Source organism: Mesorhizobium sp. M0047 (genome assembly GCF_040323315.1).
Classification (GTDB): Bacteria; Pseudomonadota; Alphaproteobacteria; order Rhizobiales; family Rhizobiaceae; genus Mesorhizobium.
Genome location: NZ_JAMYUW010000062.1, coordinates 1 through 12,744 on the forward strand (window position 1 = coordinate 1; position 12,744 = coordinate 12,744).

Here is a 12,744-nt window from a genome sequence, read left to right on the forward strand (position 1 = left end):
CCCCTCTGCCCGGCAGGGCAGAGGGGGGCGCCTGGCGAAGACATGTCGGATTGCCACGCGCCTACTTCAGCAGCCCTTTCTCCTTGTAGTACCGCTCGGCGCCGGAATGCAGCGGTACCGGCATGCCGTCGAGTGCCTTGGTCGGGTCGATCGCCTTGGCGGCGGCATGCGCCGCGGCCAGCTGGTCGAGATGCTCGAACAGCAGCTTGGTCATCTGATAGGCGGTTTCGTCGGAGACATCGGCGCGGGTGATGAGGAAATTGCCGACGGCGGCGGTTGCGACATCCTCGCTCTGGCCTTCATAGGTTCCCTTGGGAATGATCACCGAAAGATAGGGCGCGCCGATCTTGGCGACGTCCTGCTCCGGCACTGCCACGACATTGATCGGCACGGAGGTGGCGAGGTCGCGGATCGAGGCGACGCCGAGTCCGGCGGATTGCAGCGTGGCGTCGAGCTGCCGGTTCTTGATCAGTTCGACCGATTCGGCGAAGGGCAGGTATTCGACCCGGCCGAGATCCTCGTATTTCAGCCCGGCGGCATCGAAGATGGCGCGCGCGTTGAGCTCGGTGCCGGACGCCGGCCGCACCGACCGACAGGCTCTTGCCCTTGAGATCGGCCAACGTCTTGATGCCGGACTCGCGGCTGGCGACGATCTGGATGTAGTTGGGATAGATAGCGGCGATGCCGCGCAGTTTGTCGAGCTTGCCCGGGAAGCCGGCCTCGGTGTTGCCTTCAGCGGCCAGCTTGACGGAATCGCCGAGCGCAAAGGCGATCTCGCCCCTGCCCTGCTGCAACAGATTGAGGTTTTCGACCGAAGCCTTGGTTGCCTGCACCTGGGTGCGCGCGCCTTCGATGCCCTTGCCGTAGATTTCAGACAATGCGACGCCGAGTGGATAATAGACGCCGGACGTCCCGCCGGTCAGCACATTGATAAATTCTTGCGCGCTGGCTGAGACGGCATCCAGGCCAAGCGAGAGCGCCACGGCACCGGCTGCAACGAATTTCGTTCTGAAATGGAACATCGGATGTCCTCCCTGAAAAATCGACCACCGCACCGCCTCCCAGGTGCGACCACGGCGAGTTTAGACAGCGAGCCGCAAATGCCAACCCGCAATTGTGCTCGTTAGACGAACGGTTGAGGGATCGAAACAGATGGCGGCTTGCGCAAAAAGCCAGCGGAGCCGAAAGTTTTTTGAGCTGTCTGTCGAAATCGCGCGCTGCCGCGCGACATACGTCCGGCTCGCAAGGAAGCGGCCTTCGAAACAACGGGAGAAGACCATGCGATACATGATTTTGATCTACGCCGACGAAGCCGCGATGGCGAATGCACCGGCCGAGGCGACCTACCAGATGAGTGCCGCCTATGGTGCCTATACCGAAGCCTTGAAGAAGTCCGGCGCGTGGCTGGCCGGGGACCGGCTGCGCCCGAGCCAGGCGACCACCTCGGTGCGGGTGGCTGGGGGCAAGACCAACGTGCTCGACGGCCCCTATGCCGATACCAAGGAGCAGCTTGCCGGCTTCTACATGATCGAGGCCGAGGATGCCGACGCCGCGATCGCCTGGGCGGCGCGCTGCCCGGCGGCCAGCACCGGTACTGTCGAGCTGCGGCCGATCTGGGAAATGACCGAGTACCTGTCCGAGAGATGATGATGTGATGGACAGTCGCTCGGAGATCGCCCGGGTGGCCGCCGAGGCCGCCGCCCGGCAAAGCTACGGCAAGCTGGTTGCCTGGCTGGCGGCGCGCACGCGTGACGTGGCCGCTGCCGAAGACGCGCTGGCTGACGCCTTTGCCGCGGCACTCGAACGTTGGCCACGAACCGGCGTGCCTGAAAGGCCGGAAGCCTGGCTGCTGGCGGTGGCAAGGCGGCGCCGCGTCGATGCGGTGCGGCGGCGGCTGACCAGCGAGGCCGGCCGCGAGCATCTCAAGCTGATTGCCGAGGAGATGGAGGCGGGCATGACCGACGATGACCTTCCCGACGAACGGTTGCGGCTGATGTTCGCTTGCGCCCACCCGGCGATCGAGCCCGGCATTCGCTCGCCGCTGATCCTCCAGACCGTGCTGGGTTTCGACGCGGCGACGATCGCCTCAGCCTTCCTGGTGTCGCCGGCAACCATGGGCCAGCGCCTGGTTCGCGCCAAGACCCGCATCCGTGAAACCGGCATTCCGTTCCGCGTGCCGGAGCGGACCGAACTCGGCGAAAGGCTCGATGCGGTGCTGGAAGCGATCTACGCCGCCTTCGCCGAAGGCTGGTCCGATCCGGCGGGCACCGAAACGCGGCGCCGCAATCTCGCCGGCGAAGGCATCTGGCTCGGCCGCCTGGTGGCTTCGCTGATGCCGGAAGAGCCCGAGGCGCTGGGTCTGCTGTCGCTGATGCTGTTCGCCGAAGCGCGGCGCGCGGCACGGCGCGATCCGGCCGGAGATTATGTTCCGCTGGCCGAGCAGGATCACACGCTGTGGGATGGCATTTTGGTTGACGAAGCGGAATCCCTGCTCCGCCGCGCCGCCACGATGGGCGTCATCGGCCGCTACCAGCTTGAGGCGGCGGTTCAGTCCGCACATGCGGCACGACGGCTGACCGGCCGCACCGACTGGGTGGCGGTCCGCGAACTCTACGACGCGCTGCTCTCGATCGCGGGATCACCGGTGGTGGCGATCAACCGCGCGGTGGCGATTGCCGAGGCCGAGGGTGCAGTGGCTGGATTGGCGGCCCTCTACGTGCTGGGCGACGACAAGCGGCTTGATGAGTATCAGCCCTATTGGGCAGCCCGCGCCGGTCTCTTGGCCAGGCTTGGGCAGGTATCGCAGGCGTGCCAAGCCTATGACCGGGCGATCGGCCTCGAGCGCGACCCGGCGGTGCGCCGGTTCCTGCAGGGCAAAAGGGCAGCTCTGAAGAATTAAGCGCCGGGGAAACGGCGGCTCGCTGCCGGCAATTCGTCTAGTCCGAGTGCGGCCTCCGCAGTGAAGCCGCCGCTGCCGGGCGCGCATAAACGCCATTTTGCCGAGGTCTGGTCTTGCAACTGGTACCAGTTTGCGCAACCCTCAGCCACAACAGACTGGTCATCCGGTGGATGCCTGATTACCTGAATCTGGGAGGGGCGAAGTGTTCGGCGAGCCCACTACCGTTCTCATGGTCAATGAGTACCCTGACTACATTGATGCCCAAGTATGGGCTGCCGAGCTTAAAACCCGCGTGCCGCAGCTGGAGTTCAGGCTTTGGCCAGACGCCGGGAACAAAAGTGATATAGATATTGTGCTGATCGACAAGGGCGCCAGTCCTGGCTTTTTTGACGCCATGACGGGGCTAAGCGCCGTTGTCTATTTGGGGGCCGGTGTCGAGGGTATTGACCTTCAGAGCTTTCCCAAGGGTGTTCCGCTCATCAGGCTCGCAACGCGTGAGCAGGCGTCGGAAGTGGTGCAGTACATCGTCCTTCGGGTTCTCTGCCAGCAGCGGCATGTTGCAGAATACATGAGTCTGCAAGCCCGCAAATCCTGGAATCCGCTCGCGCCTCGGAAGATCTCCGAGACAAAAATTGTTGTGCTGGGTGCGGGCCGGATCGGTGGCTGGGCCGCAAAGCTGTTTGCGGACTTGGGCTACGACACGGCAGTCTGGTCTCGTCATCAAAAGACGCTTCCCGGTATACATAGTTACTTTGGCCGCGCCCAGCTTGCGGACGCACTCACAAATCGGGACTACGTTATCTGCTCACTTCCCCTGACTGGTGACACTCGTGGGATACTGAACTCCATTGCCTTTAGAAAAATGAAGCGAGGTGCCTACCTTGTGAATGTCGGCAGGGGCGCGCATGTCAACGAAGCCGACCTGATCCGCGCGCTCGATGAAGGTCAGCTTTCTGGTGCTTGTCTTGACGTGTTTGAGCGTGAACCCCTGGAGGCTTCATCGCCGTTGTGGACTCATCCCAGGGTGATCATCACACCTCATGTTGCGAGCTTCTGGGTGGATTCTGGAATCGACCAGGCCGCCGATCTTTGCGGTCAAGTCGCAAGAGGAGAGCCTCTGTCCAACAAAATCGACCTCGAACGGGGTTATTGAATCGAAGTCTTTACCCACTTTAGCAGGTTCCGATCTTCACGAAGCGCGGACATCAGCGCCCGCGGCGCCCGGCAAATGCATAGGTCTCCGAATCACTCTGGCCTCTGACAAAAGCGGCGCCGAAGGTCAACGTCCCTTCACCTTCGGCTAAGCCCCCAACCCCTCGAACAAAATCGTCGACAGATAGCGCTCGGCGAAGGACGGGATCACCACGACCAGGTTCTTGCCCTTGTTTTCCGGCCGCGAGCCGACGACGATGGCCGCCTGCAGGGCGGCGCCCGACGAGATGCCGACCGGTACGCCTTCGAGGCGGGCGACGAGGCGGGCATTTGCGACCGAATCCTCGTTCGATACCCTGACGATCTCGTCATAGATCGTCGTGTCGAGGATTTTGGGCGCAAAGCCGGCGCCGATCCCCTGGATCTTGTGGGGGCCAGGCTGGCCACCCGACAGAACCGGTGAGGAGTCCGGCTCGACTGCGACGACATGCACCGAGGGCTTTCGCTTCTTCAGCACCTGGCCGACGCCGGTGATGGTGCCGCCGGTGCCGATGCCGGCGACGAAGATATCGACCTCGCCATGCGTATCGTTCCAGATTTCCTCGGCCGTCGTCGTGCGATGGATTTCCGGGTTGGCGGGGTTCTCGAACTGCTGCGGAATGATTGCGTTGGGGATCGTCGCGGCCAGTTCGTCGGCCTTGGCGATGGCGCCTTTCATGCCTTTCGGACCCTCGGTCAGCACCAGCTCGGCGCCGAGCAGCGCCAGCATCTTCCGGCGCTCGATCGACATCGTTTCCGGCATCGTCAGGATGAGCTTGTAGCCCTTGGCGGCAGCGGCGAAGGCAAGCGCGATGCCGGTATTGCCCGACGTCGGTTCGATCAACGTGGTCTTGCCGGGAGAAATCTTGCCGGAAGCCTCCAGCGCCTCGATCATCGCCACGCCGATGCGGTCCTTGACCGAGGCGATCGGATTGAAGAATTCGAGCTTGGCGATCAGGTTGGCGACGATGCCCTTTTCCCGAGCGAACTTGTCGAGCCGCACCAGGGGCGTGTCGCCGATCGTATCGGTGATGGAATCGTAGACGCGGCCGCGACCGGGTAAACGGGCAGAGGTGACGGGCTTGTTCATTGGTTTCGCTCCCAGAATTTTCAGGCAAGGGGAATTTCAGGCAAGTGGGGAATTTCAGGCAAGTGGAATTCAAGCCGCCAAGATAGGGCCTTTGGCCGTGCAAGATAGACTGTCGGCTGAAAATATCCGAGTGGGACCTGTGTCGAAAACATCGCCCTCTCGGAAAAGCATTTCCCGCAAAGGCCTGTTTGCGAAATGGTTTGGCCGAAAAGCCCTCTATTGCCGGGCGGCAATCGCTGCAGCGGCGCCGACCATGAAGCCGGCGGCGGTGCGGTTCAGCGCCTTGAGCGCGCGCGGCGACTTCAGGAACCAGCGCGCCTTGGCCGCCAGCGCCAGATACGGCACCAGCACCACCAGAAGTACGACGACCGTCAGCGCAACGAGAATGCTGTAATCGGTAAGTGTGATGGTCTTCAGGTCGACGATGGTCGGCGTGATCGCGAGGTAGAAGATCATCGTCTTCGGATTGCCGAGCGTGACGGTCAGGCCGGCGGCAAAGCTCGACAGTAGCCCACCCTTGCCCTTTTTCGCTTCGACTGTCTCGGGCGTGATGCCGCTGTTCCAGAAGCGCCAGCCGAGAAAGGCCAGGTAGGCGACACCGAGCCATTTGATAGCCAGGAAAATACGCCGAAGGTCTGCGCGACGAAGGCGAGACCCAGCACCACGGCGGTCAGGTAGGTGAGATCGCCAGCCATCAGCCCAAAGGACATCGCCAACGACGAGCGGAAGCCGGAGCCGAGCGCACGCGCAACGAGCGCGGTGACGCCGGGACCAGGGATGGCGGCGGCGATGCCGAGCGCCGCACTGTAGGCGAGGAATCCGGTGAGCGTCATGGCTGCGGCCTCAAATCAGAACGCCTTGTCGCATAGAATGGACCAGGATTGAATTCCCTGGGATCGGAATCCATTGCACCAGATGTCGCTGCAACACGCAGAGAAGGCGCCCTCATCCGGCCGCTTCGCGGTCACCGTCTCCGCCGGGGAGAAGAGCCTGGCGCCGCCGTTGGCAATCCGGGTGAGGGGTTTGTGTCAAGATTGCTCAGGAGCGATCGCCGTCATGGGTGACGCGCCAGATGGTGCCGTTGCCGTCCTCGGTCACGATCAGCGCGCCGTCGTTCGCCACCGCCACGCCGACCGGCCGACCCCAGACCTCGCCGTTGGAGACGACGAAGCCGGTGATGAAATCCTCGTATTCGCCGGTCGGCTTGCCGTCCCTGAACAGCAATCTCACCACCTTGTAGCCGGTCCTGTTGCCACGGTTCCATGAACCATGCAGCGCGACGAAGGCGTCGCCCCTGTATTCGGCCGGAAAGGTCTTCCCTTCGTAGAAGGCGATGTTGAGCGGCGCCGAATGCGCCTGCATCAGCACGTCGGGAATATCAGCCTTGCCGGCAAGATCGGGGCGCTCGCCGTTGTGACGCGGATCCTCGTTGTTGCCGATATAGTACCAGGGCCAGCCATAGAAGGCTCCGTCCTTGACCGCGGTCGCATATTCCGGCGGCACATTGTCGCCGAGCCCATCGCTCTCGTTGACGACGCACCACAGCGCGCCGGTCGCCGGCTGCACGGCCATGCCCGAACAGTTGCGCAGACCCGTGGCGACGATGCGTCCGTTCTTGCCGTCGGGATCGAAGGCCAGCACAGCCGCGCGGCCATCCTCGGGACCCCACGCAGCGCCGAGCGGCTGCGACGTCGCCCAGGCGCCGAGGCCGCCCTTCGGTTCTTTGCCCATATGCTGCGCGGCATTCGAACCCGAGCCGACCGATAGATAAAGCGTCTTGCCGTCCGGAGAGAAAGCGATGTCGCGGGTCCAGTGATGACTTGAAGGGATGTTGTCGACGATGGTCTCCGGGTCGCCGGCGGCCTTCAGATCGCCGCTGTGATAAGCAAAGCGCACAATGCCGTCGCTGTTGGCGACATAGACCCATTGCGGGTCGTTGCCCGGTGGATAGAAAGCAATGCCATAGGGCTGGTTGAGATTGCGGGCAAAGATGCCGTGCTGCGCCGGCTTCGCGCTACCGTCGGCCAGGCGGTAGACGCGGATCTGGTTGGCTTCGCTGTCGGCGACGAACAGGTCGCCGTTCGGCGCGACGCGGACGACGCGCGGATTGTCGATGCCCGACGCGATCAGCTCGGCCGAAAAGCCCGGCGGCAGTTTCGGCTTGGCATCTGCCGGCCTTTCGGCAAGGCCGGCGCTGTTGGAGGCGGATTTGGTGACGTCGGGTTTTGGCAGATCGTTCGGCTTGATCAGGCGGCGCACACCGGGCCTGTCGGCACGCCAGTCGCCGAAGGCGGCGGCACCTTTCAATACGGGCTCCGCTTGCTGTGCGAATGCAGCGGCGGCGAGAAACACCGCAGCGGAGAGAGCCAGCCCAGCCAATCGGATCATTCAATCCTCCAAACCTGGTCACATAGTGAACGGCTGCAAAGGGGGCAAACGAGCGGTTTCGTCCGTTGTTCCGCGGCACACGATCAGTTGAAGTGAAAGCGGAGGTTTTTTAGCCTCAGGTCCCAGCGGCGTAGAAATCGTCATCGAGACGCTTTTCCAGCGCGACGAGATCGGCCGGCAGCGGCAGGCCCATGGCGCGCATTTCCCGCAGTTTTTCGCGCAACTGCTCCTGGATCTCGTGCTGGTCTTCCGGCTGGTTGACCATCTCCTCGAGCAGCAGGCTGATCCGGGCCTTGAATTCTTCGAGCGCCATTGTTTTTCTCCTCAGCTGCTTGTTCTTTGTTTTTTGAGTCTAAGGTGTTGAGATTCAGGTCAGGCCGGCATCACCTGAACATCAATACGCTTAGCGCAGCATGCGGGAAATCAGCTGCGCCGTATAGTCGACCATCGGCACGATGCGGGCATAGTTGAGCCGGGTCGGGCCGATGACCCCAAGCGCACCGACGACGCGGGCGTCCTTGTCGCGATAGGGCGCGACCACCAGCGACGAGCCCGACAGCGAGAACAGCTTGTTTTCCGAGCCGATGAAGATGCGCACGCCCGATCCTTCCTCGGCGAGGTCGAGCAGCTGGATCAGTCCGTCCTGCGTCTCCATGTCCTCGAACAGGTGCCGCAACAGTTCGATATCGGCCTGGGCGGTGACGTTCTCGAGCAGATTGGCGCGGCCGCTCACGATGAGCCGTGCCGGCAGGCCGCTGTCCGCGCCGGCCCACACCGCGAGCCCCTTCTCGACGAGGTCCTGCGACAGCGTGTCGAGGGCGGCCCTGGTCTCTTCCTTGATGCGGGCGATCTCGACCCGCGCCTCCGCCAGCGTGCGGCCGCGGATATGAGCGTTGAGGAAGTTCGAGGCCTCGTGCAGTTGCGAGACGGTGATGCCGGCGGGCAGCTCGACGACACGGTTTTCGACGTCGCCATTCTGCGACACCAGCACCGCCAGCGCCTTGGTCGGCTCAAGCTGGATGAATTCGATGTGCTTCAGCGCCACTTCGTTCTTGGCGGCAAGCACCAGGCCGGCACCGCGCGACATGCCCGACAGCATCTGGCTGGCCTCGGTCAGCATGTGTTCCAGCGTCGCGCCCGAGCCGGATGCCCGCACCTGCGCCTCGATGGCGCGGCGCTCCTCGTCGGACAGATCGCCAAGCTCCATGAAGGCGTCGACGAAGAAGCGCAGGCCGGCCTGCGTCGGCAACCGGCCGGCCGAGATGTGCGGCGCGTAGATGAGGCCGAGATGCTCGAGATCGCTCATCACGTTGCGGATGGTGGCCGGCGACAGCGAAGACGGCAGGATGCGCGACAGGCTGCGTGATCCCACGGGTTCGCCGTCCTTGAGGTAGGAATCGACGATGCGCCGGAAGATATCGCGCGAGCGCATGTCCAATGATTGAAGCGCGGGCGCCTGCGAACTTGGATCGACTGCCTTGGTCATTGCGGCCAAAAACCTCCGGCCCAAAGATATAGACTTCGCTACGGCCCGCGCAACCCGGTGTCTGTGTCAGATCGCCCCGGTGTCTGTGTCGGATCGTCAGGCCATTTTCCTTTGCGCCATGCGTCCCATGCGGCTACAAGCCGGCCAAGATTCCCGAAAAATGACAAGAAAGCAGCCTGAATGCGCCCCTCCAAACGCCAATTCGACGAAATGCGCGCCATCTCCTTCGAGCGCGGCGTCTCCAAGCACGCCGAAGGCTCATGCCTGGTGAAGTTCGGCGACACGCATGTCCTGTGCACGGCCAGCCTGGAGGAAAAAGTGCCGGGCTGGATGCGCAATTCCGGCAAGGGCTGGGTGACGGCGGAATACGGCATGCTGCCGCGCTCGACCGGCGAGCGCATGCGCCGCGAGGCTTCCGCCGGCAAGCAGGGCGGCCGCACCCTGGAGATCCAGCGGCTGATCGGCCGTTCCTTGCGCGCCGTGGTCGATTTGCAAGCGCTGGGCGAGCAACAGATCACCGTCGACTGCGACGTCATCCAGGCCGATGGCGGCACCCGCACCGCCTCGATCACCGGCGGTTGGGTGGCGCTCTACGACTGCTTGCGCTGGATGGAAGCCCGCCAGATGGCCAGCGTCGCCAAGGTGCTGAAGGACCACGTCGCCGCGATCTCCTGCGGCATCCATGACGGCCAGCCGGTTATCGACCTCGACTATATCGAGGACTCGGCGGCCGGCACCGATGCCAATTTCGTCATGACCGGCAAGGGCGGCATCGTCGAGATCCAGGGAACCGCCGAAGGCGAGCCTTTTTCGGAAGGGCAGTTCGCGGAATTAATGGGCTTGGCCAAGAAGGGCATTCAGCGCCTGGTCAGTTTGCAGCAGATGGCGGTGGCTTAGTTCTCAAATGCCGAGCTTGAGCGCCCCCCTCTGGCCTGCCGGCCATCTCCCCCTCAAGGGGGGAGATCGGCTATCCCGCTGGTTTGCGCCACCTTCCGGCGGCGTGAGATGTGCGGAGGCGCCAAAGCTGCCAATCTCCCCACTTGAGGGGGAGATGGCCGGCAGGCCAGAGGGGGGCGCCTCGTGACGCCCTCCGCCATCCTGGAATCTGCTCTCTACGTCACCGACCTCGTCGCCGCGGAAACCTTCTACACCGGCGTCCTGGGCCTCACCCTCTTCGGCAAAGTCGATGGCCGCCACCTGTTCTTCCGCTGCGGGCCGGGCGTATTGCTCGTCTTCAATGCCGAGGCAACCAAAATCCCGCCGGCGCCCGACGCCAGGCTGCCGGTGCCGCCACATGGCGCTGTCGGCGAAGGCCATCTCTGCTTTGCGGCGACCGCTGACGAGATCGTGCGCTGGAAAGCGCGTCTCGAGGCGAAAAACATAGCCATCGAAAGCGAATTCGAATGGCCGCAGGGCGGCCGTTCGATCTATATACGCGACCCCTCGGGCAATTCGATCGAATTCGCCGAGCCACGAATCTGGGGCCTTTGATGCATTCTCTCGATGGAAAGAAGATCGTCGTCGCCAGCCACAATGAAGGCAAGCTGCGCGAATTCGCCGATCTGATGGGGCCGTTCGGCTTCGAAGCGAAATCGGCCAAGGACTACGGCCTGCCTGAGCCCGACGAAACCGGCACCACCTTTGAGGAAAACGCCTACATCAAGGCGCTGGCCGCGGCCAAGGCGACCGGCCTGCCGGCGCTGTCGGACGATTCCGGCCTGTGCGTCGACGCGCTCGACGGCGCGCCCGGCGTCTACACCGCCAACTGGGCGGAAACCCCTGACGGCGCGCGCGATTTCGGAATGGCTATGCAACGCACCGAAGTGGCGCTGCAGGAAGTCGGCGCCGCCTCGGCCGAACAACGCAAGGGCCGCTTTGTCGCCGTCATCTGCCTGGCGTTCCCCGACGGAGAAGCCGAATATTATCGCGGCGAGGCCGAAGGCACGCTCGTCTGGCCGCCGCGCGGCGATCTCGGTTTCGGCTACGATCCGGTGTTCCTGCCCGATGGCTTCGAAAAAACCTTCGGCGAGATGAGCGCCGAGGAAAAACATGGCTGGAAGCCCGGCCAGCCGACCGCGCTGTCGCACCGCGCTCGCGCTTTCCAGAAGTTCGCCCAAGCACGATTGGGTTCGTCATGAGCATGCTGCTCGACCGGACGCCGGGCTTCGGCGTCTATATTCATTGGCCGTTCTGCGCGGCCAAGTGCCCCTATTGCGATTTCAACAGCCATGTCCGCCACCAGCCAGTCGATCAGGACCGCTTCGCCAGCGCTTTCGAGGCTGAACTGGCAACGATGCGCGAGCGCACCGGGCCGCGCGAGGTCACCAGCATTTTTCTCGGCGGCGGCACGCCGTCGCTGATGAAGCCGGAAACGGTGGCCAGGGCTCTGGACGCCGTGGCTAGGAACTGGACCGTTCCGGACGGCATCGAGGTGACGCTGGAGGCCAATCCGTCCTCGGTCGAGGCCGAACGCTTTCGCGGCTACCGGGCGGCCGGCGTCAACCGCGTCTCGCTCGGGGTACAGGCGCTGAACGACAAGGATTTGCGCTTCCTCGGCCGGCTTCACAATGTCGAGGAAGCGTTGCACGCGATCGGGCTCGCGCGGGAAATCTTCCCAAGATTGTCCTTTGACCTGATCTATGCCCGACCCGGCCAGACACCGGAAGCGTGGCAGGCCGAACTCGAACAGGCGATCGGCCACGCCGCCGATCATCTGTCGCTGTACCAGCTGACCATCGAGGAGGGCACGCCGTTCCATGCCTTGCATGCCGCGAAGAAATTCGTCATCCCCGACAACGACCACGCCGCTGACCTCTATGCGCTGACGCAGGAGATCACCTCGGCGCATGGCCTGCCAGCCTACGAGATTTCCAACCACGCCAGGCCGGGCGCCGAAAGCCGGCACAATCTGACCTACTGGCGCTACGGCGAATATGTCGGTGTCGGGCCAGGCGCGCATGGCCGCTTCGTCGAGAACGGCCGCCGCACGGTCACGATCGCCGAGCGGATGCCGGAAACTTGGGCCAATCTGGTCGAGGCCAAGGGCCATGGCGTCACCGGTGGCGAGATCCTGACGCGTTCGGAAGAAGCCGACGAGTTCCTGCTGATGGGCCTGCGGCTGGCCGAGGGCATCGACCTCTCCCGCTACGAGGCGTTCTCCGGGCGCGGCCTGTCGAGCGCGCGACTCTCGATGCTGCAGGGCGAGGGCCTAGTGGCGCCGATCGGCAATGCCCGGCTGCGCGCCACGCCGGCCGGGATGATCGTGCTTGACGCCGTCGTGGCGGACCTAGCGCGATAAGCAAAGAATTGGAGCGGCTCGCCGTTACCGCGAAACGGTGAAATGCTCTAAGCGTCGTGCTTGTGGGGTTGTTTGCCGCGGCCTTTCTCGGCGGGCGACTCTCCGGAGCGGACTGGCTTGGCGTCGCCCTTATCGCGGCGTCCGCGGTGCTGGTCGCCTATCGGATGTACCGGCACGTCGTTGCGGGCGTTTTTTGTTTCAAGACGGGTGATGAAGATATCGAAGCGATTGGGCATCGTCCGGTCAGTGCTCCGTCATGTTATCGGGTTTGTTGTCGGAAAGCCTGACATTCGTGGGCAGGCAGGCCTGCTTGGCCAGGCTGGCGTCGGTCTTCGCGGGGAGCGCTTGTCCTTGCGTACGGCAACGCGGTTGCGCTCGGCCCGATAGGGCTC

General features: G+C 63.7%; 11 protein-coding genes and 3 pseudogenes. 8 read left to right on the forward strand and 6 right to left on the reverse strand.

Annotated features, from left to right (window positions below; genetic code table 11):
* Positions 1 to 61: 61 nt before the first annotated feature.
* Positions 62 to 1,022 (reverse strand): annotated as a pseudogene (locus NKJ89_RS33350) (TAXI family TRAP transporter solute-binding subunit).
* A 256-nt stretch (positions 1,023 to 1,278) separates the two neighbouring features.
* Between NKJ89_RS33350 and NKJ89_RS33355 the strand changes: the two are divergent.
* From NKJ89_RS33355 to NKJ89_RS33365, 3 genes are all read left to right on the forward strand, one after another.
* Positions 1,279 to 1,647, forward strand: coding sequence for a YciI family protein (locus tag NKJ89_RS33355; protein ID WP_352608715.1), 369 nt, complete (start codon positions 1,279 to 1,281; stop codon positions 1,645 to 1,647).
* 7 nt (positions 1,648 to 1,654) lie between these two features.
* Positions 1,655 to 2,899: an RNA polymerase sigma factor gene (locus NKJ89_RS33360; RefSeq protein WP_352608716.1), complete on the forward strand. Its 1,245-nt coding sequence runs from the start codon at positions 1,655 to 1,657 to the stop codon at positions 2,897 to 2,899.
* Between the two features lie 202 nt (positions 2,900 to 3,101).
* Positions 3,102 to 4,052 (forward strand): 2-hydroxyacid dehydrogenase, encoded by a 951-nt coding sequence (locus NKJ89_RS33365; protein ID WP_352608717.1) that lies wholly within the window; start codon positions 3,102 to 3,104, stop codon positions 4,050 to 4,052.
* A 147-nt stretch (positions 4,053 to 4,199) separates the two neighbouring features.
* Here NKJ89_RS33365 and cysK read toward each other — a convergent pair whose 3' ends face one another.
* From cysK to hrcA, 5 genes and pseudogenes are all read right to left on the reverse strand, one after another.
* Positions 4,200 to 5,180 (reverse strand): cysteine synthase A, encoded by a 981-nt coding sequence (cysK, locus tag NKJ89_RS33370; protein ID WP_023762597.1) that lies wholly within the window; start codon positions 5,178 to 5,180, stop codon positions 4,200 to 4,202.
* 216 nt (positions 5,181 to 5,396) lie between these two features.
* Positions 5,397 to 6,013 (reverse strand): annotated as a pseudogene (locus NKJ89_RS33375) (LysE family translocator).
* A gap of 205 nt (positions 6,014 to 6,218) precedes the next feature.
* Positions 6,219 to 7,568: a PQQ-dependent sugar dehydrogenase gene (locus NKJ89_RS33380; protein WP_352608718.1), complete on the reverse strand. Its 1,350-nt coding sequence runs from the start codon at positions 7,566 to 7,568 to the stop codon at positions 6,219 to 6,221.
* 115 nt (positions 7,569 to 7,683) lie between these two features.
* Positions 7,684 to 7,881, reverse strand: coding sequence for a hypothetical protein (locus NKJ89_RS33385; RefSeq protein ID WP_013892036.1), 198 nt, complete (start codon positions 7,879 to 7,881; stop codon positions 7,684 to 7,686).
* A 90-nt stretch (positions 7,882 to 7,971) separates the two neighbouring features.
* Entirely contained in the window at positions 7,972 to 9,054 is a 1,083-nt protein-coding gene (gene hrcA / locus NKJ89_RS33390; protein ID WP_023762601.1) for a heat-inducible transcriptional repressor HrcA, read from the reverse strand.
* Positions 9,055 to 9,234: 180 nt separating this feature from the next.
* Here hrcA and rph point away from each other — a divergent pair, with 180 nt between their 5' ends.
* The 5 genes and pseudogenes from rph to NKJ89_RS33415 form a co-directional block, all read left to right on the forward strand.
* The gene (gene rph, locus NKJ89_RS33395) at positions 9,235 to 9,951 is read left to right on the forward strand and encodes a ribonuclease PH (RefSeq protein WP_352608719.1); all 717 of its coding nucleotides are present in this window, start codon (positions 9,235 to 9,237) and stop codon (positions 9,949 to 9,951) included.
* A gap of 183 nt (positions 9,952 to 10,134) precedes the next feature.
* Positions 10,135 to 10,545, forward strand: coding sequence for a VOC family protein (locus NKJ89_RS33400; protein WP_352608720.1), 411 nt, complete (start codon positions 10,135 to 10,137; stop codon positions 10,543 to 10,545).
* Positions 10,545 to 11,192: an RdgB/HAM1 family non-canonical purine NTP pyrophosphatase gene (gene rdgB / locus NKJ89_RS33405; RefSeq protein ID WP_352608721.1), complete on the forward strand. Its 648-nt coding sequence runs from the start codon at positions 10,545 to 10,547 to the stop codon at positions 11,190 to 11,192. The genes NKJ89_RS33400 and rdgB overlap by 1 nt, the downstream gene beginning before the upstream one ends.
* Complete coding sequence (hemW, locus tag NKJ89_RS33410) at positions 11,189 to 12,352, forward strand: radical SAM family heme chaperone HemW (protein ID WP_352608722.1); 1,164 nt, start codon at positions 11,189 to 11,191, stop codon at positions 12,350 to 12,352. The genes rdgB and hemW overlap by 4 nt, the downstream gene beginning before the upstream one ends.
* A gap of 47 nt (positions 12,353 to 12,399) precedes the next feature.
* Positions 12,400 to 12,516: pseudogene (locus NKJ89_RS33415) on the forward strand (EamA family transporter); the annotation flags it as partial.
* Positions 12,517 to 12,744: the final 228 nt, after the last annotated feature.